The 16,021-nt window shown below is 65.9% G+C and carries 15 protein-coding genes; 4 read left to right on the plus strand and 11 right to left on the minus strand.

Annotated elements, in window-relative coordinates; translation table 11 throughout:
• Nucleotide 1: 1 nt before the first annotated feature.
• The 4 genes from argE to FHY55_RS13775 all read right to left on the minus strand — a co-directional run bounded on the left by argE (nucleotide 2) and on the right by FHY55_RS13775 (nucleotide 3,862).
• Nucleotides 2–1,156 carry an acetylornithine deacetylase gene (argE, locus tag FHY55_RS13760; protein ID WP_210410488.1) on the minus strand — a complete coding sequence of 385 codons (1,155 nt, stop codon included), beginning with the start codon at nucleotides 1,154–1,156 and terminating at the stop codon, nucleotides 2–4.
• A 372-nt stretch (nucleotides 1,157–1,528) separates the two neighbouring features.
• On the minus strand, nucleotides 1,529–1,738 hold the full coding sequence (locus tag FHY55_RS13765) for a hypothetical protein (protein ID WP_140014743.1): 210 nt from the start codon (nucleotides 1,736–1,738) through the stop codon (nucleotides 1,529–1,531).
• Nucleotides 1,735–2,640 (minus strand): myo-inosose-2 dehydratase, encoded by a 906-nt coding sequence (iolE, locus tag FHY55_RS13770; protein ID WP_140014744.1) that lies wholly within the window; start codon nucleotides 2,638–2,640, stop codon nucleotides 1,735–1,737. The genes FHY55_RS13765 and iolE overlap by 4 nt, the downstream gene beginning before the upstream one ends.
• Nucleotides 2,641–2,830: 190 nt before the next feature.
• A complete protein-coding gene (locus tag FHY55_RS13775; RefSeq protein ID WP_140014745.1) occupies nucleotides 2,831–3,862 on the minus strand; it encodes a LacI family DNA-binding transcriptional regulator in 1,032 nt (343 codons plus the stop codon).
• Between the two features lie 165 nt (nucleotides 3,863–4,027).
• Between FHY55_RS13775 and FHY55_RS13780 the strand changes: the two genes are divergently transcribed.
• Together FHY55_RS13780 and FHY55_RS20555 are read left to right on the plus strand one after the other, a co-directional pair.
• Nucleotides 4,028–5,146 (plus strand): Gfo/Idh/MocA family protein, encoded by a 1,119-nt coding sequence (locus FHY55_RS13780; RefSeq protein WP_140014746.1) that lies wholly within the window; start codon nucleotides 4,028–4,030, stop codon nucleotides 5,144–5,146.
• Between the two features lie 27 nt (nucleotides 5,147–5,173).
• Nucleotides 5,174–5,329, plus strand: coding sequence for a hypothetical protein (locus tag FHY55_RS20555; protein ID WP_168223011.1), 156 nt, complete (start codon nucleotides 5,174–5,176; stop codon nucleotides 5,327–5,329).
• A 237-nt stretch (nucleotides 5,330–5,566) separates the two neighbouring features.
• Here FHY55_RS20555 and FHY55_RS13785 read toward each other — a convergent pair whose 3' ends face one another.
• The 5 genes from FHY55_RS13785 to ytfQ all read right to left on the minus strand — a co-directional run bounded on the left by FHY55_RS13785 (nucleotide 5,567) and on the right by ytfQ (nucleotide 10,915).
• Nucleotides 5,567–6,301: a FadR/GntR family transcriptional regulator gene (locus FHY55_RS13785; protein WP_140014747.1), complete on the minus strand. Its 735-nt coding sequence runs from the start codon at nucleotides 6,299–6,301 to the stop codon at nucleotides 5,567–5,569.
• Nucleotides 6,298–7,290: a galactofuranose ABC transporter, permease protein YjfF gene (gene yjfF, locus FHY55_RS13790; protein ID WP_210410489.1), complete on the minus strand. Its 993-nt coding sequence runs from the start codon at nucleotides 7,288–7,290 to the stop codon at nucleotides 6,298–6,300. Before yjfF ends, FHY55_RS13785 begins: the two co-directional genes overlap by 4 nt.
• Nucleotides 7,287–8,345, minus strand: a complete 1,059-nt coding sequence (locus FHY55_RS13795; RefSeq protein ID WP_140014748.1) for an ABC transporter permease — start codon at nucleotides 8,343–8,345, stop codon at nucleotides 7,287–7,289. Before FHY55_RS13795 ends, yjfF begins: the two co-directional genes overlap by 4 nt.
• The gene (locus FHY55_RS13800; RefSeq protein ID WP_254695313.1) at nucleotides 8,346–9,872 is read right to left on the minus strand and encodes a sugar ABC transporter ATP-binding protein; all 1,527 of its coding nucleotides are present in this window, start codon (nucleotides 9,870–9,872) and stop codon (nucleotides 8,346–8,348) included.
• Nucleotides 9,873–9,961: 89 nt separating this feature from the next.
• The gene (ytfQ, locus tag FHY55_RS13805; RefSeq protein ID WP_140014749.1) at nucleotides 9,962–10,915 is read right to left on the minus strand and encodes a galactofuranose ABC transporter, galactofuranose-binding protein YtfQ; all 954 of its coding nucleotides are present in this window, start codon (nucleotides 10,913–10,915) and stop codon (nucleotides 9,962–9,964) included.
• A gap of 244 nt (nucleotides 10,916–11,159) precedes the next feature.
• Between ytfQ and FHY55_RS13810 the strand changes: the two genes are divergently transcribed.
• Together FHY55_RS13810 and FHY55_RS13815 are read left to right on the plus strand one after the other, a co-directional pair.
• A complete protein-coding gene (locus FHY55_RS13810) occupies nucleotides 11,160–12,293 on the plus strand; it encodes a phage tail sheath subtilisin-like domain-containing protein (RefSeq protein WP_168223012.1) in 1,134 nt (377 codons plus the stop codon).
• Complete coding sequence (locus FHY55_RS13815) at nucleotides 12,290–12,706, plus strand: phage tail protein (RefSeq protein WP_140014751.1); 417 nt, start codon at nucleotides 12,290–12,292, stop codon at nucleotides 12,704–12,706. Before FHY55_RS13810 ends, FHY55_RS13815 begins: the two co-directional genes overlap by 4 nt.
• Here the strand turns inward: FHY55_RS13815 and FHY55_RS13820 are convergent.
• On the minus strand, nucleotides 12,703–14,349 hold the full coding sequence (locus FHY55_RS13820; protein ID WP_140014752.1) for a long-chain-fatty-acid--CoA ligase: 1,647 nt from the start codon (nucleotides 14,347–14,349) through the stop codon (nucleotides 12,703–12,705). The two genes, FHY55_RS13815 and FHY55_RS13820, sit on opposite strands and share 4 nt — an antisense overlap.
• Complete coding sequence (locus FHY55_RS13825; protein ID WP_140014753.1) at nucleotides 14,349–16,016, minus strand: thiamine pyrophosphate-binding protein; 1,668 nt, start codon at nucleotides 16,014–16,016, stop codon at nucleotides 14,349–14,351. The genes FHY55_RS13820 and FHY55_RS13825 overlap by 1 nt, the downstream gene beginning before the upstream one ends.
• Nucleotides 16,017–16,021: the final 5 nt, after the last annotated feature.

Raw genomic sequence — 16,021 nt, forward strand, 5'->3', positions numbered from 1 at the left:
CTCAGAGCCGTGGGCCGAGGCGCTCCAGCATGGCAAGGCATTGCTGGAGCTGCGAAATTTCCACATACTCATCGGGCTTGTGGGCCTGCTCGATGGAGCCCGGCCCGCAGATGACCACATCTATTCCGAGCTTTTGAAACACCCCGGCCTCTGTGTTGAAGGGCACCAGCGCCCCGCCGTTGGAGCCGGTGAGCGCACAGGCGAGCGCGGCGGCCTCACCGTTTGTCATCGGCATGAGGCCCGGCGTATCTCCGATGGTTTCGGTGCTGATGGCCGCCTCGGGCGCGACGGCCTGCATTTCGGGGAGCAATATGTCATTGATATAGCGCTGCATTTCGTTGCGCACGAAGGTGGCATCGGCATCGGCCACGGGGCGCATCTCCCATTGCACCTCGGCCTCTGACGGGATGACGTTATGGGCGAACCCGCCGATCAGCGCACCGGTGTTGAGGGTGGTCCAAGGCGGCTCGAAACGGCTTTCGGGCGGGGTGCGGGCCTTGAGGGCCTCGCGAAGCTCCATCAGGCGGGTGATGTAGCGGGTTGCATATTCGACCGCGTTGACGCCTGCGCCCGGGTCGGAGCCGTGGCCGGAGCGGCCCTGAAAGCGGGTGGTATATTCGCAGCAGCCCTTGTGGCCTTCGACCACGCGCATGGTTGTGGGCTCGCCAATGATGGCGACGGAGGGCAGGATTTCGCGGGTTTTCAGCTGTTCGGCCAAGGCCTTGGCACCGAGGCAGCCGACCTCTTCATCATGGGTGAAGGCGAAGTGGAGGGGGCGGGTTTTGACCTGCGCGGCAAGGTGCGGGGCCATTGCAACGCAGGCGGCGATGAAGCCCTTCATATCGCAGGTGCCGCGCCCATGCAGGCGACCATCGCGCTCGGTCATCACGAAGGGATCGTTGGACCAGTTTTGCCCCTCCACCGGCACCACATCGGAATGGCCAGAGAGCAGGATGCCACCTTGAACATCCGGGCCTATGGTGGCGTAAAGATTGGCTTTTTCGCCGGTATCATCCTTCAGAACCTCAACCCGCGCACCGGCGTCTTCGAGCCGGGCGGCCAGAAGGTCGATGCAGGCGAGGTTGCTCTCGGACGAGACGGTTGGGCAGGCCACGAGCTCGCCTAGAAGCGCGGTTGTATCTTCCAGCAGTGTCATGCCGCGACCCTAGCCGCGAGGTGCCTCGCCCGCCAGCCCAAGCGGACGCTCACACGCCAGAAGGGGAGCGTGGGCGGCGGAAGGCCCATCATCAGCGCCACGGCGTGCGGGGGGTTAACCCTTTTGCGAAACGCGAAAACAGGGCGAAAAGCAGCGGGCAACAACCTATGCACAAGCCATGCACATCCTATGCATGTGCGAAATGCACAGGCTGAGGGCGCTTGGTCGGCAACCCGCCGGGACGGTGGGGCAAGGGAGCGTTAAGCGCCGCGCAGGAGAGAAGCGCGGTTGGCCAACGAGGCGCGGCGCTCGGCGGGGAGGTTTAGCGGGGCAGCGAGGGCGCGGATGCCTGAGGCGAGAGTGCTCGGTTGCTCACGGCTGGTCCTCGGGATCCTCCGGATCCGTCCAGACCACGAAGAACTGATAGACGCACCACGCCCCGGCGGCGGCGAAGAGCGCCGCCCAGATCTGCGCGCCGGAGGCAAGCTCGACCCCGGCCCAGGCAAAACAGATGGCGACGACCGCCACGCGCCGCCAGACCTGACGGAAAAACGGGTGCTGAAGGTCGAACATTGCTTTCATGCGGCGAGGTCCAATCCGGCGGCGCGACAGGCAGCCATTATCGTTTCATATCCGAGTTTGGAATACGCGTAGGGATCGGCCTTGGCCGGGTCTTGCTCGGCCTCGACCACGATCCATCCGGCGTAATCCATCTCGGCCAGTTTGCCGGTGATGGTGGCGAAATCAATGCACCCTTCGGGATCGCCCGGCACCGTGAAGGCCCCGGCGATGACGGCATTGAGGAAGGAGCCGTTGGTTTCGCGGATGTGCTGCACGATGTTCGGGCGCACATCCTTGTAGTGGACGTGGTGGATGCGGTTGGCCCAGCGGTCGAGCACCGCAAGCTCATCGGCCCCGCCAAAGCGCAGGTGCCCGGTATCATAGAGCAGGTGAACCTCGGTGGGGCTGGCCTCCATCAGCCAGTTCACATCGTCTTCGCTTTCGATGATCGAGCCCATGTGGTGGTGATAGGCCAGTGGCATCCCCTGCCCTGCCATCCACTTGGCCAGCTCTCCGAGTTTGGCAGCGTAGGCCGCCACCTCGTCGCGTGAGAGCTTGGGCCGGTTGGCCACCGGCGTGGCCGGGTCGCCCTGCACGGTGTTGGAGCATTCGGCGTAGACGATACAGGGAGCATCGAGCGCGATGAACTGCTCGACTTGCGCGGCCACGGCAGCCTTCTCGGCCTCAAGGTCGTTGACCAGCAGGTTGCCCGAGCACCAGCCGCCGCAGAGGGCGATATCGTTGATGTCGAGGTAGTGGCGCAGGCCCGGCGTATCATGCGGCATGCGCTGGCCGCGCTCGACGCCGGTGTAGCCGATTTCGCGCGCCTCCTTGAGCGCCTGCTCCATTGTGTAGGCGGCTGTGAGATCGGGCAGGTCGTCGTTCTGCCAGGCGATGGGGGAGATGCCGATTTTGACGGGCATGGGCATTATCCTGCGAGTTGAGTTGTGCGGGCTGTGCCGGGGGCGTTGCGGGGTGAATGCATGCTTGCGCCGGGGGCGTCAACGCGTGGGGTGCTGAGGGGCCACATTCGCATCATTGATGAAAGGATTGCAATCAGCGGGGCGAAAATCCACTCCCCAATGATGTTTTTCTATCAATCGTTGCAGAGCGTCAGACCGACTCCGGCAGATGGATTACACTGTCGATGAAGAGCTGGCCGGGCACGGCGGGTTGTGTGGAGAGGGCGGCTTGCGACATCAGACGCACCAGCTCGCGGCAGAGCGGCTCCAGCGGGGTTTCCAGCGCCATCGTCACATAGCGGTCGGCCAGGGCGGCGCGGCTGTCGGGCGTCAACTCGTTGACGACAAGCGCGACCTCGCCGGGTTTGCGCACCTCGCGCAGCGCCTCGATGGTGCCCTCCATCCCGCCACCCGCTAGATAAATGCCGGTGACGTCGGGGTGACGGTGGAGCAGGTCCAGCGTGGCCTCATAGGTGAGCTGGCGGGTTTCGAGGTTGACCAGCGTGTCGAGCAGCGGACGCTCGGGCGCGTGCTCGCGGAAGAAGGACCGAAAACCGGTTTCGCGCAGCTCGTGGCCATGCCAGCGATAGCCGCCAACGAAGAGCGCGATTTTGCCCGGACGGGGCGCGGCGGTGGAGAGCATCCAGGCCGCCATGCGCCCGACCTTGAGGTTGTTGGAGCCTACATAGTTGCGTCTGAGCCCCTGCGCGAAGTCTGACAACAGCGAGAACACCGGGGTGCCCGCCTTGGCAAGCCGGGCGACCGCGTCGCTCACCTTCGCATGGTTTACGGCGGTGGCCGCGAGCGCATCGACCTTGCCCGACATGCGCTCCATCATCTCCACCACATGGTCAGGCGATTGTGAGGCAGAAAACTCCATCACCAGCTGCCCGCGGATGCCATCGGCCTCGGCCACGGCGGCCTCGATCTGGTGGGCAAAGCGCTGGTAGAACGCCTGCTTTTCCTTTTGCAGGATGAAGCCGAGGCGCACCTCGGGCAGATCGACGCGCAGGCGCTGCTCGATCAGGTTGCGGGCGTGATAGCCCACCTCCTGCGCGGCTTGGAGCACCTTGCGCGCGGTTTCCTCCCGCACCTTCAGCCGCCCGTTCAGCACCCGGTCGACGGTGGCCACGGAGACGCCTGCGGCGCGCGCGACATCGGAGATGATCGGACGTCTGGCCATGATGTGGCTCCTATGTGCTGTGTGAGGTGGGTGGTGATGGTTTTCCCGCAAAGCCTGCCTCATCCTTGATGGGAAATGATGTTTTTTCAAGCCCCCTGCCCGCTTTGGCTTGGCCCGACACGCAGGCGGTGTTTAGGCAGGGGCAAAGCAGGGAGGAGACCGGCGATGGCAAAGTTGGGTGTGGGGCTGATCGGCACCGGGTTCATGGGCAAGGCGCATGCGCTGGCGTGGCGCGGGGCGCGGGCGGTGATGGGGGGCGACAGTGAGATCGAGCTGGCGCACCTCTGCGAGATGCCGCTGGAGAAGGCGGAGCGGCTTGCGGCCGACTGGGGCTTTGCCCGCGCCGGGGACGATTGGCGCGCCTTGGTGGAAGATCCGGCAGTGGATGTGGTTTCGATCACCACCCCGAACGGGCTGCACGCGCCGATGGCGATTGCCGCGCTGGAGGCGGGCAAGCATGTGTGGTGCGAAAAGCCGATGGCGCTGACGCTGGAGGAGGCAGAGGCGATGGTTGCGGCGGCCAAGGCCAGCGGCAAGGTCACGCTGGTGGGCTACAACTACGTGCGCAACCCGGCTTTGCACCATGCGGCCAAGCTCATCGCCGAGGGGCGGATTGGCCGGGTGGTGCATGTGCGCGGGTTTTACGACGAGGATTATCAGGCGGATGGCGCCCTGCCCTGGACCTGGCGGGCCAAACTTTCGGAGGCGGGGCTGGGCGCATTGGGCGACATGGGCTGCCACCTGATCTCGATGGTGATGCAGCTTGTCGGCCCGGTGGAGAGCGTGCTGGCGGAGACCCAGATCATCCACGAGACCCGCCCGGTGGAGGGCGGCGGGCGCGCGCCGGTGGAGAACGAGGATGTGGCGACGGCGCTGATCCGGCTGAAGGGCGGCGCGCGGGGGATGCTGACCACAAGCCGCAGCGCGTGGGGCCGCAAGAACCGGATTGATCTGGAGATCCACGGCACCGAGGGGCAGATCACCTTCGAGCAGGAGCGGCTGAACGAGATGCGGATCTACGTGAACGAGGGCGAGAAGGCCGAACAGGGCTTCAAGACCATCCTCACCGGCCCCGCGCATCCGCCCTATGCCGCCTTCTGCCCGGCGCCGGGCCATCAGCTGGGGTTCAATGATCTGAAGATTCTGGAGGCCGCCGAGCTGGTGGAGACGATCGCGGGGCGGCACAGGGCATGGCCGGATTTTGAAGCCGCGCTTGAGATTGAGAGGGTGATCCATGCGATTGCGGAGAGTGCGGCGCAGGAGACGCGGGTTTCGCTGGTGTGAGGCGCGCGCGGGACGGAGGCGGAGATCGTGGTGGTGGCGTTGGACGGGCTGCGGTTTGGCCGGGCGCCCTGCCCTGCTTCGGGATATGACGAGCTGGTGGTGAGCCCGCGCCAGGCGCGGCGGATGGTGGGCAGATTGCCCACCCTACGTGGTGGTGCGGGTGCGATGGTGAGCCCGCGCTAGGCGTGGCGGACGGTGGGCAGATTGCCCACCCTACGTGGTGGTGCGGGTGCGGTGGTGAGCCCGCGCTAGGCGTGGCGGACGGTGGGCAGATTGCCCACCCTACGTGGTGGTGCGGGTGCGATGGTGAGCCCGCGCTAGGCGTGGCGGATGGTGGGCAGATTGCCCACCCTACGTGGTGGTGCGGGTACGGTGGTGCGCCCGCGCCAGGCGCGGCGGATGGTGGGCAGATTGCCCACCCTACGCGGTGGTGCGGGTGCGGTGGTGGCCCTCGGTGATGACCTTGAGCATCGCGGTATGGGCCGCTTCGGGCAGGCCGGAGGCGATGGCGCGGGCGATGTCGCGGTGGTTTTGCGCCACTTCGGCCTTCACCTCCTGAAACTGCTCGCCCGTCTCGATGAGAAACAGGGAATAGAGCGCGGTTTGCACCATGTCGCCCAGCGATTGCAGGAAGCGGTTGCCGGAAAGCTTTAGCACGTGGTGGTGAAACTCGTAGTCCGCCACGGCAAAATCGGCCCGGCTGCTGGCACCGGCGAGGCTGTCGCAGAGGGTGAAGAGCCTGTCGCAGGCTGCCTTGTCGGCCAGCTCATTGGCGCGGCGCGCGGCGGAGGCGGCGGCGGCGGGCTCGAAGATCAGGCGGATTTCGAAAAGCTCGTCGTAGAAGCGGCCCGGGTTTTTGACCGAGGTGTGCCAGCGCAGCACGTCTTCGTCGAACATGTTCCACTCGTCCGAGGGGCGCACATGGGTGCCCACCTTGGCCTTGGAGGCGATCATGCCCTTGGCGGCGAGCGTCTTCTTGGCCTCACGCACCACGGTGCGGCTCACGTCGAACATCTCGCAAAGGTCGGGATCGAGCGGGATCATCGTGTCAGCCGGGTATTCCCCCGCCACAATGGCACGACCGAGCTGATCCACCACGAAATGCGTGTGGTTCGAGGCCCGCGCAGACGGCGAGCCGGACGCGACGATTGTCATGATGGCTGTGCGGAGCCAGTCGCTCTTTTTCGTCGGGTGGTCGTCGCCCAAGTGAGGCCTTTCTGAAGCAGGATGAATGCGAAGAGCAAAGCGCCAATGACGATCTTAGTCCACCAGCTCGAAAGTGTCCCGTCAAAGACGATGTAAGTTTGGATCAGCCCCATGATGAGGATGCCGAAGAAGGTGCCGGCGACAAAGCCGTAGCCGCCGGAGAGCAGTGTGCCGCCGATGACGACAGCGGCGATGGCATCGAGCTCCACGCCGACAGTGGCGAGGCTGTAGCCTGCCGAGGTGTAGAGCGAGAAGACGATGCCCGCGAGCCCGGCGAGGCCGCCCGATATGGCGTAGATGCCCACGGTGGTTGCGGCCAGCGGCACGCCCATGAGGCGGGCGGTTTGCGCGCCGCCGCCGAGGGCATAGACGTTTTGCCCGAAGCGGGTGCGGTGAGCGATCAGCGCCCCGGCGATGAAGGTAAGGATCATCAGCCCGCCGATCAGCCGGAAGCGCCCGCCGGAGGGGGCCTTCCAGTAGATATCTTGCAAGGTGTCGTAGAATTCGTGGGTGATCGGCACGGAGTCGGTGGAGAGCACATAGGCCGCGCCACGGGCGAGGAACATGCCCGCCAGCGTGACGATGAAGGGGGGCATTTCAAGATAGTGGATCGTGGCCCCCATAGCCGCGCCGAAGGCGGTGGTGAGCGCCAGCACGAGCACGAAGGCGGTGAGCGGGTGGATCGAGGTGTCCCGCAGGATCACGGCGAGGAAGACGCCGGTAAAGGCGATGACGGAGCCGACCGAAAGGTCGATGCCGCCTGAGAGGATCACGAAGGTCATCCCTACCGCGACGATGCCGAGAAAGGCGTTGTCTGTCAGCAGGTTGGCGACGACGCGGGTGGAGAGCATCGAGGGGTATTGCCAGCCGCAGAGGGCGTAGGCGAGCACGAAGGTGGCCAGCGTGACCATCAGCGGCAGGTGGGTGGAACGGATCATGGTGCGTCCTCCTTGGGGGTCGCGGAGGGCGAGGTTGGCCGGGGGCGCTCTGGCAGGCGCTCGGGCCCGGAGGCGCGGAGCATGTAGACCAGATGGCCGATCTTGGGCGACTGGATCACGAGGATGGCGAGGATCAGCACCGCCTTGATGACGAGGTTGAACTCTGGCGGCATGCCGGAGAGCAGGATTACCGAGTTGACCGACTGGATGATGAGCGCGCCGATCAGCGAGGCGACGATGGAGAAGCGCCCGCCGAGCAGGGAGTTGCCGCCGATGACCACGGCGAGGATGGCATCGAGCTCCAGCCAGAGGCCGGCGTTGTTGGCATCGGCCCCTTTGATATCGGCCGCCACGATCACACCCGCCAGCGCGGCGCAGAGGCCGGAGGCGAGGTAGACGCAGATCAGCAGGACGCGGGAGTTGATGCCAGCGAGCCGCGAGCTGGCCTCGTTGACGCCGATGGATTCGATCAGCATGCCGAGCGCGGTGCGGCGCACGGCGAGCGTGGCCAGCGTGCCGAGGGCGAGCCAGATGACGATGGGCGTTGGGATGCCGAGCACCGTGCTCGCGCCAAGGCGGATGAGGCCCTCGTTGTTGAAGGTCAGGATGGTGCCCTCGGTGATGAGCTGGGCGATGCCCCTGCCCGCCACCATCAGCACCAGAGTGGCCACGATGGGCTGGATCCGCAGCACCGCCACCAGCACACCATTCCAGAGGCCGCAGAGCAGGCCGGTGACCAATGCGCCGATCAGCGCGGTGCCCCAGCCGTGACCGTCAGTCACGAGCGAAGCGGCGGTGGCCCCGGCGATGGCCATGACCGCACCAACGGACAGGTCGATGCCCTTGGTGGCGATCACCAGCGTCATGCCGATGCAGAGCAGCGCCACGGGCGCGCCCCGGTTGAGCACGTCCACTAGGTTGCCAAAGAGGCGGCCATTGCGGAAGCTGACTTCGAAAAAATCGGGGAAAACGAGGGTGTTGAGGCCCAAAACGACGGCCAGAATGATAAGTTGCGGGGTGATCCGCTTGAGCAGGGAGGGCGTGGTGGCAAGCATTCAGGCGGCCCCCCGCTCTTCATCGGCGATGGCGGTGACGATGTTTTCGGCGGTGATGGCCTCGCCGGTGAGTTCTTTCACCTGTCGCCGGTCGCGTAGCACCACGACGCGGGTGGAATAGGCCACCAGCTCCTCCAACTCGGAGGAGGCGACAAGCAGGGCCATGCCGCGCTCGCGCAGGGTTTCGATCAGGGCGATGATCTCGGCGTGGGCGCCCACGTCGATGCCGCGGGTGGGCTCGTCGAGGATGAGAAACTCGGGCTCGGTGGCGAGCCAGCGCGCAAGCAGCGCCTTTTGCTGGTTGCCGCCCGAGAGCAGGCGGATCGGCATGTCGAGCGAGGCGAGGCGAATATCGAGTGCCTTTACATAGTGTTCGGCGATCTCGTTCACCTTGGCGCGGGGGATCGGACGCATCCAGCCTTGGCGGGCCTGGAGCGCGAGGATGATGTTGTCGCGCACCGAAAGGTCGCCGACGATGCCGTGGGTTTTACGGTCTTCCGGGCAGAGGGCGAAGCGGTGGGCGATGGCCTCGCGCGGGTTGGTGATGCGGGTTTCGCGGCCTTCGAGCAGCAGCTTGCCTTGGTCGGCCTGCACGGCGCCGAAGAGCAGGTTGGCGGTTTCGGTGCGGCCAGAGCCGAGCAGCCCGGCGAGCCCGACGACCTCGCCGCGATGGAGGTTGAGCGAGAAGGGTTCGATCATGCCGCGCTTGGCGAGATCGTTGACCTGCAACAGCAACTCGCCCGGGGTGCCGCCCTTCTTTTCGGCCACGCGGGCCTCCAGTTGGCGGCCGAGCATGAGGGTGATGATATCGTGCTGCGAGACCTCGGCCAGCAGGCGCTCGCCCACCACGCGGCCATTGCGCAGCACGGTGGCACGATCGGATATCTCGAAGACCTGATCGAGAAAATGGGTAATGAAAACAACCGACAGGCCAGCGTCCTTCACCTGCCGGATGACCCCGAAGAGCAGATCGACCTCATCCCGGTCCAGCGAGGCGGTGGGCTCGTCGAGGATGAGCACCTTGCCCGAGAGCGCAACGGCGCGGGCGATGGCGACCACCTGCTGCACGGCGACAGAGTAACGGGTGAGCGGCTCGCCGGGGTCGATATTCAGCCCGTAGCCTTCGAGCACTTCGGCGGCGGCGCGGTTCATGGCGCGGCGGTTGACGAGGCCGAGGCGGGTGGGCTGGCGGCCCATGTAGAGGTTTTCGGCCACGGTCAGGTTGGGCAGAAGGTTGACCTCCTGGTAGACGGTGCCGATGCCGAGGGCCTGCGCATCGGCGGTGGAACGCGGATCGACCTCTTGGCCCGCGAGCCGGATCACCCCGCCATCACGCCGGTAGGCGCCGGTGAGGCATTTGATGAGGGTGGATTTGCCCGCGCCGTTCTCGCCCAGAAGCGCGTGCACCTCGCCGGGGTAGAGCTTGAGCTCTACCTCATCGAGCGCCACGGCGCCGGGAAAGAACTTGGAGATGCCGCTGGCGTGGAGCAGCGGGGGCTGATCTTGCATCTTGCGTCTGCTTTTCATGAAGTTGCCCCTCCCCGCGAAAGCCTAGCACGGGCGGACGCGGGGAGAGAACGGGCCGGGTAAAGGAAGATGCCCTGCCCGGGGGAGCCTTAGTAGCCGAGGTTCTTCTTTTCCTCGTAGACGGCTTGGTTGTCGTCTTCGGCGGTGTAGAGCTTGCTCTCGGTCTGGATCCACTTCTCGGGCGCGGTGCCGTCCGCAAAGTAGGCTTCGAGCGCATCCAGCGCCGGGCCGGCCATGTTGGGCGTCAGCTCGATGGTGGCGTTCATCTCGCCGTTGGCGATGGCGAGGTGGGCATCGGGCACGGCGTCGATGGCGACGATCTTGATGTCGGTGCCGGGGTTGAGACCGGCTTCCTTGATCGCCTGGATCGCGCCAACGGCCATATCGTCGTTATGGGCGTAGAGCGCACAGATGTTCTCGCCGCCCTCGGCCTTGAGGAAGCTCTCCATCACCACCTTGCCTTGCGAGCGGGTGAAATCGCCGGTCTGGCTGCGGACGATCTCGAGGCCATCGGCCCCGGCAATGCCCTCTTCAAAGCCCTTTTTGCGGTCGATCGCGGGCGAGGAGCCGGTGGTGCCTTGCAGCTCGACGATGCGGCAGGGCTCGCCGGCCATTTCATCGGCCAGCCACTGCCCGGCCACGCGGCCCTCGTGGACGAGGTCGGAGGTGACGGCGGTGAGGTAGAGATCGTCGGAAGCATCGACCGTGCGGTCGAGCAGGACCACGGGGATCTCGGCATCGGCGGCCTCCTCCAGCACCTCGTCCCAGCCGGTGGCGACCACGGGGGCGAGCAGGATGGCATCAACGCCCTGCGCGATGAAGCTGCGGATCGCCTTGATCTGGTTTTCCTGCTTCTGCTGGGCATCGGCAAACTTGAGGTCGATCCCGCGCTTTTCGGCTTCCTGCTTGGTGACGGTGGTTTCTGCCGCGCGCCAGCCGGATTCAGACCCGATCTGGCTGAAACCGATGGTCATATCGGCGGCCATGGCGGCGAAGGGCGTAAGGGCGATGGCGCTCGCAAGGAGCGTTGCTTTGACGTTCATGATTTCCTCCCATGGAACGATTGTCGTTCGTGGATTCGATTAAGTATTACTTTATTATTTTTGGCAATGGGGTTTGTCACGGCGGCGTGAATTACATGAATTTCCATTGTTTAACAGCATATTGTGCCAAGTTGTTCATCCAAATTTTTGAGCCCCATCGAGAAGCGCGACTGATTCCGCGCGGTTGTGAGCACTGGCTTTCGGGCGCATGATGACGCAACGGCAGCCAAGGAGGAAAGCCCCGATGGCCGAGTACCGAACGCCCGGAGTTTATGTTGTGGAGGAGGCTGGAGGAGCGCGGCCGATCTCTACGGTGGGCACCTCGACCACTGCGCTTGTTGGGCTGATCGAAGAGGGCAAGGGGCCGGTGGGGGAGCCGGTATTATTCTCAAACTACACCACCTTTGAGCGAATGCATCTGGAGGGATTGCCCGGCGACCGCCCCTGCACGCTGGCCACCGCGGTGAGCGGCTTTTTCGACAACGGCGGCACCCGGCTTTTCGTGCTGCGGGTTGCGGACGGGTTAGAGCGCCTTTCGCTGGAGGACCTGCAGCCGCTGGATGAGGAGAAGAGTATTCGACTCGTCGCCACGCCGGGCTTTGACGATGCAGAGAGCCACGCGGCGCTGGTGCAGCACTGCGAGGACAGGGGCGATCGGTTTGCGGTGCTCGACATGGCCGAAACGGGGGGTGATCTGGCGGCGATGCAGCAGCGCGAGCCGGACGGCGGGCTGTTGCCGCCGCAGGTGGAAAGCGGGCTGGCGGCGATTTATGCGCCACGCATCCTCCTGCCGGATGTGGTGACCGGCGAGCAGGTAGCAGTGCCGCCCTCGGGGCATATCTGCGGGATCTATGCGCAGGTGGATGCCTCTAGGGGCGTTCACAAGGCTCCGGCGAACGTGGCGCTGCGCGGGGTGACGCAGCTCACGGAGGCCTTTGACGATGCCGATCAGGATGTGTTGGCAACGACGGGTGTAAATCTGATCCGCCAGTTCACGGATGGTTTCCGGGTCTGGGGCGCGCGCACGCTGAGCGACCCGGCGAGTGACTGGCGCTATGTGCCCATGCGGCGGCTGGGGCTGATGATTGAGCAAAGCCTGACCCGGGGGCTGGAATGGGTGGTCTTCGAGCCGAATGACGAGCCACTGTGGAAGGCGGTGCGGCGCGATGTGGCGGCGTTTCTGGACGCGCTCTGGCGCGACGGGGCGCTGGCCGGGGAAACGCCGGAGAGCGCCTATTTTGCAACCTGCGACCGGACCACGATGACGCAGGATGATATCGACAACGGGCGGCTGATCTGCCTTGTCGGCGTGGCGATGGTGAAGCCTGCGGAGTTCGTCATATTTCGGATCGTGCAGAAAGCGGGCGATGCCCCATGAGCGACACCCCTTACACCCGGTTCAACTTTGAGCTGCGCCTTGCGGGCGAGCCTGTGGCCCGCTTCATCAAGGCGAGCGGGCTTGGCCCGGAGATGGACACTGTCGCCTACCGTGAAGGGGGCGGCAGGGCTGTGCGGCACCTGCCGGGGAAGTTCAGAGTGACGCCGCTGCAACTGCGCTTTGGACAAGCCAATGATGACGGTTTTTGCGCTTGGGCCGAGCGCTCATTGGTTGGCGAGCCTGACCCGCGGGACGTTGAGCTGGCGATGCTTGAGGATGGTGCAGAGGCACGCGTTTGGCGGCTGTTCTCGGCCTGGGCTACGAACTTCAGATTTGTGCCCGACGGGAGCCACCCCGGCCAGGTGACGGTGGAAAGGCTCACGCTGGTTTATGACCGGATGGAGCGGGGTTAAGTGCTCTCCTGTGCCGCCTCTTCCATCAACTCGCGCCATTGCACCTTGCCGGAGGGAGAGCGCGGGAGGGCCTGCACAAAGACGATCTCCTTGGGCACCTTGTAGGCGGCCATGTTGGCGCGGCACCAGGTGGTGATTTCTTCCGCCGTCACATCCCCCTTGGGCACGATATAGGCGCGCACGCGCTCGCCAGTGCGGGGATCGGGGCGGCCGATGATGCAACATTCGGTGATTTGCGGATGGGCGTGCATGAGGCCTTCGACCTCGGTGGGCCAGACCTTGAGGCCGGAGACGGAGACCATCCGCTTTACCCGGTCGACGATGTAGAAGAAGCCGCTTTCGTCGTAGCGGCCGATGTCGCCGGAGCGCACGAAGCGTTTGCCGTCGATCTCGATATGGGCGGCTTCGGTTTCTTCCGGGCGGTTCCAGTAGCCGAGGAAGTTTTGCGGGCCGTGCATGATGATTTCGCCCGGCTCGTTCGGGCCGAGCTCTGCGCCCGTCTCCGGGTCGATCACGCGGGAGTCCACGCCGAAGATCGGGATGCCGAGGCATTGGCGGCGGGGGGCGTCGAGCGGGTTGATGTGGGAGGGGGCCATCGTTTCTGTCATGCCGTAGCCTTCGATGTAGTCGAGGCCGGTGAGATCCTTGAGCTTGGCCGCGACCGCCTCGGGCATGGAGGCGCCGCCGCCGCCGATGACTTCGAGCGACGTGAGGTCGTAGCTGTCGAGCGCCGGGTCGTTCACGAGGTCGATCGCCATGGTGGTGATGGAGCGCCAGCGGGCGACCTTGTAGCGTTCGATCAGGTAGGCCGCGAGCGCCCTGTCCCACCTTGTCATCAGGATGATCGGCTCGCCCTTGAGGATCGGCGCGTTCATCGAGTTCTGCATGCCGGTGACGTGGTAGAGCGGCAGGCTGGCGAGCGTGGTGCCGTTGCCGCGCGTGGGGTTCCAGACGGTGTTGCCGACGCAGGTGCTCATCACGGTGCGGTGGCTGTGCATGCAGCCCTTGGGCTGGCCGGTGGTGCCGGAGCTGTAGGGGATGAGGGCGAGATCGTCGGGCGCGGCGGTGATCGGGCCGGGTTGGTGGCCCTGCGCGATGGCGGCGGACCATGGGGTAACGCGGGGGTCGTCGGAGGGGTGAGGCTGCGCGTTCAGCGGCTCGGGGAGCGTGAAGGGGAAGGCCGGGTCGGTGTGCTCGGCGTAGGCGGCGGAGAGGATGTGGCGCAGGGGCGTGCCTGCAAGGTGGGGCAAGAGCTCTTGCCCGGTCAGCGCCACCTCGGCGCCGGTGTCTTCACAGAGATAGGCGAGTTCGGCGGCGCGGTTCATCGGGTTGACGGGCACCACCACGGCATCGGCGCGCAGGATTGCGTAGTAGCCGGCGATGAATTGCGGGGCGTTTTGCATGTAGAGCAGGACGCGGTCGCCCTTGGCCACGCCGTTGGACTGGAGCCAACCGGCGAGCGCCTCCACCTCGGCGGCGAGTGCGCCGTAGGTGATGTGGCGCCCGTAGTACAGGATCGCCGGGGCCTCTGGCGTGGCCTCGGCGGTGAGCGCGAGGTTTTGCGCCATGGAGCGTGCCGGAATCTCGATGCTGTGCGGCACGCCCTTGGGCCAGCTGGCGAGGTGGCGGGTGAAGGGGGCCATCAGGCGCTGCTCCGCTTGCTGCTCCGTTCTCGCAATTGGGTGACGGTGACATAGGCCGAGAGCGCCTCGGCGGAGGTTTGCACCGCCAGAACCGCCGCGCCGGGATGGGCGAGGAAGTTGGCGATGGTGACCGCGATGTCATCGCCCGGCGCGAGGGAGAAGGCCCCTGCCCCAAAGCTTGCGGCCCATGCGGCGAAGTCGGGGTTGGCCAGATCGGTGCCGGAGATGCGGGCGGGATAGTCGCGCTCTTGGTGCAGGCGGATGGTGCCATAGGTGCCGTTGTCGGCCACGACGATCTTGGGGGTGGCGCCCTTGGCGATGGCGGTGGCCAGCTCGGCCCCGGTCATCAGGGTGCCGCCATCGCCCGCGAAGCCGAGCGCGCAGCGGCCCGGGAAGCGGAGGGAGGCGGCAACCGCGCCGGGGATACCAAGGCCCATCGCGCCGCCAACCGCGCCGACAGCGAGTTGGGTGCCATCCCAGGGCCAGTATTGGTGGACCCAGCCGGAGAAGTTGCCCGAATCGGTTGTGACGATTGCATCACGCGGGGCCTGCTGGGCCAGTTCGGAGGCGACCACGCCAAAATCGAGGCCGTCTTCGCGGGGTTTCGCCTGCGGCTTCAATGCCAGCGCGGCGCCGTTGCAGCGGGCGGCCCATGCGGCGCGGTCGGGCGCTTTGGGGGCGGCCTGCGCGAGGGCGGCGGCGAAGGCGGAAGGCTCGGAGGCCACGGCGAGGGTGGCGTTGTAGAGGCGGGTGAGCACGGCCGGATCGGGCCAGACGTGGATGAGCGGCTGGGCCGGCTCGGGGGCGGCGGGGATTTTGTAGCCCTGCGTGGGCACATCACCGAGGCGGGTGCCGAGCGCGAGGATCAGATCGGCCTCGGCGAGGGTTTTCCAGAGCGAGGGGGGCACCTTGAAACCGAGGTTCCCGGCGTAGAGCGGTGAGAAATTATCAAACACTTCCTGATGTTTGAAGGTGGTTGCCACGGGAATCCCCTGCCCTTCGGCCAGCGCCTTGAGGGCGGCGCGGGTGGCGGGCTCGGCGAAGCCGCCGCCTGCGATGATGAGCGGGCGCTCTGCCTTCGAGAGCATCTCGGCGGCGCGGGAGATGTCGGCCTCTGACGGGCCGGGCACGGGCACGGTGATGGGGGGGACGACGGCGGCGGTGACGTCATCTGTCAGCATGTCTTCCGGCAGGGCCAGAACCGCCGGGCCGGGGGTGCCGGACTGCGCCGCGGCCCATGCCCGCGCGAGGGCTTCGGGCAGGCGGAAGGCGTCTGTGACTTCTTCGACGTGCTTGGCGAAGCTGCCGAAGACACGGGCATAATCCATTTCCTGAAAGGCCCCGCGCCCGCGCTCGAATCGGGCCACCTGCCCGACCAGAACCACCAGCGGCACGGCATCTTGCTCGGCCAGATGCAGGGCGATTGCAGCGTTCATTGCGCCGGGGCCGCGTGACACGGCCAGAAGGCCGGGCTTGCCGGTGAGCTTGGCATCGGCCACCGCCGCCATCCCTGCCCCGCCCTCGTGGCGGCAAACCACCACATCAACCGCCTCCTGCCCGTGCAGCGCATCGAGCAACGCCAGATAGCTTTCGCCCGGAACACAGAACAGCCGGTCGGCCCCATGGGCCACCATGCACTCCACCATAAGGTCGGCGGCTCGCACCATATCGT

The sequence above is a fragment of the Oceanicola sp. D3 genome (assembly GCF_006351965.1).
Lineage (GTDB): Bacteria > Pseudomonadota > Alphaproteobacteria > Rhodobacterales > Rhodobacteraceae > Vannielia.

Bases quoted from the DNA above. Each gene is read 5' to 3' on its own strand.
- FHY55_RS13785 (WP_140014747.1), bottom strand. From the start codon at position 6,301: ATGACAATCGTCGCGTCCGGCTCGCCGTCTGCGCGGGCCTCGAACCAC.
- FHY55_RS13815 (WP_140014751.1), top strand. From the start codon at position 12,290: ATGAGCGACACCCCTTACACCCGGTTCAACTTTGAGCTGCGCCTTGCG.
- yjfF (WP_210410489.1), bottom strand. From the start codon at position 7,290: ATGATCCGTTCCACCCACCTGCCGCTGATGGTCACGCTGGCCACCTTC.
- FHY55_RS13810 (WP_168223012.1), top strand. From the start codon at position 11,160: ATGGCCGAGTACCGAACGCCCGGAGTTTATGTTGTGGAGGAGGCTGGA.
- FHY55_RS13775 (WP_140014745.1), bottom strand. From the start codon at position 3,862: ATGGCCAGACGTCCGATCATCTCCGATGTCGCGCGCGCCGCAGGCGTC.
- FHY55_RS13765 (WP_140014743.1), bottom strand. From the start codon at position 1,738: ATGAAAGCAATGTTCGACCTTCAGCACCCGTTTTTCCGTCAGGTCTGG.
- ytfQ (WP_140014749.1), bottom strand. From the start codon at position 10,915: ATGAACGTCAAAGCAACGCTCCTTGCGAGCGCCATCGCCCTTACGCCC.
- FHY55_RS13820 (WP_140014752.1), bottom strand. From the start codon at position 14,349: ATGGCCCCCTTCACCCGCCACCTCGCCAGCTGGCCCAAGGGCGTGCCG.
- FHY55_RS13795 (WP_140014748.1), bottom strand. From the start codon at position 8,345: ATGCTTGCCACCACGCCCTCCCTGCTCAAGCGGATCACCCCGCAACTT.
- FHY55_RS13780 (WP_140014746.1), top strand. From the start codon at position 4,028: ATGGCAAAGTTGGGTGTGGGGCTGATCGGCACCGGGTTCATGGGCAAG.
- FHY55_RS13800 (WP_254695313.1), bottom strand. From the start codon at position 9,872: ATGAAAAGCAGACGCAAGATGCAAGATCAGCCCCCGCTGCTCCACGCC.
- argE (WP_210410488.1), bottom strand. From the start codon at position 1,156: ATGACACTGCTGGAAGATACAACCGCGCTTCTAGGCGAGCTCGTGGCC.
- FHY55_RS13825 (WP_140014753.1), bottom strand. From the start codon at position 16,016: ATGGTGCGAGCCGCCGACCTTATGGTGGAGTGCATGGTGGCCCATGGG.
- iolE (WP_140014744.1), bottom strand. From the start codon at position 2,640: ATGCCCGTCAAAATCGGCATCTCCCCCATCGCCTGGCAGAACGACGAC.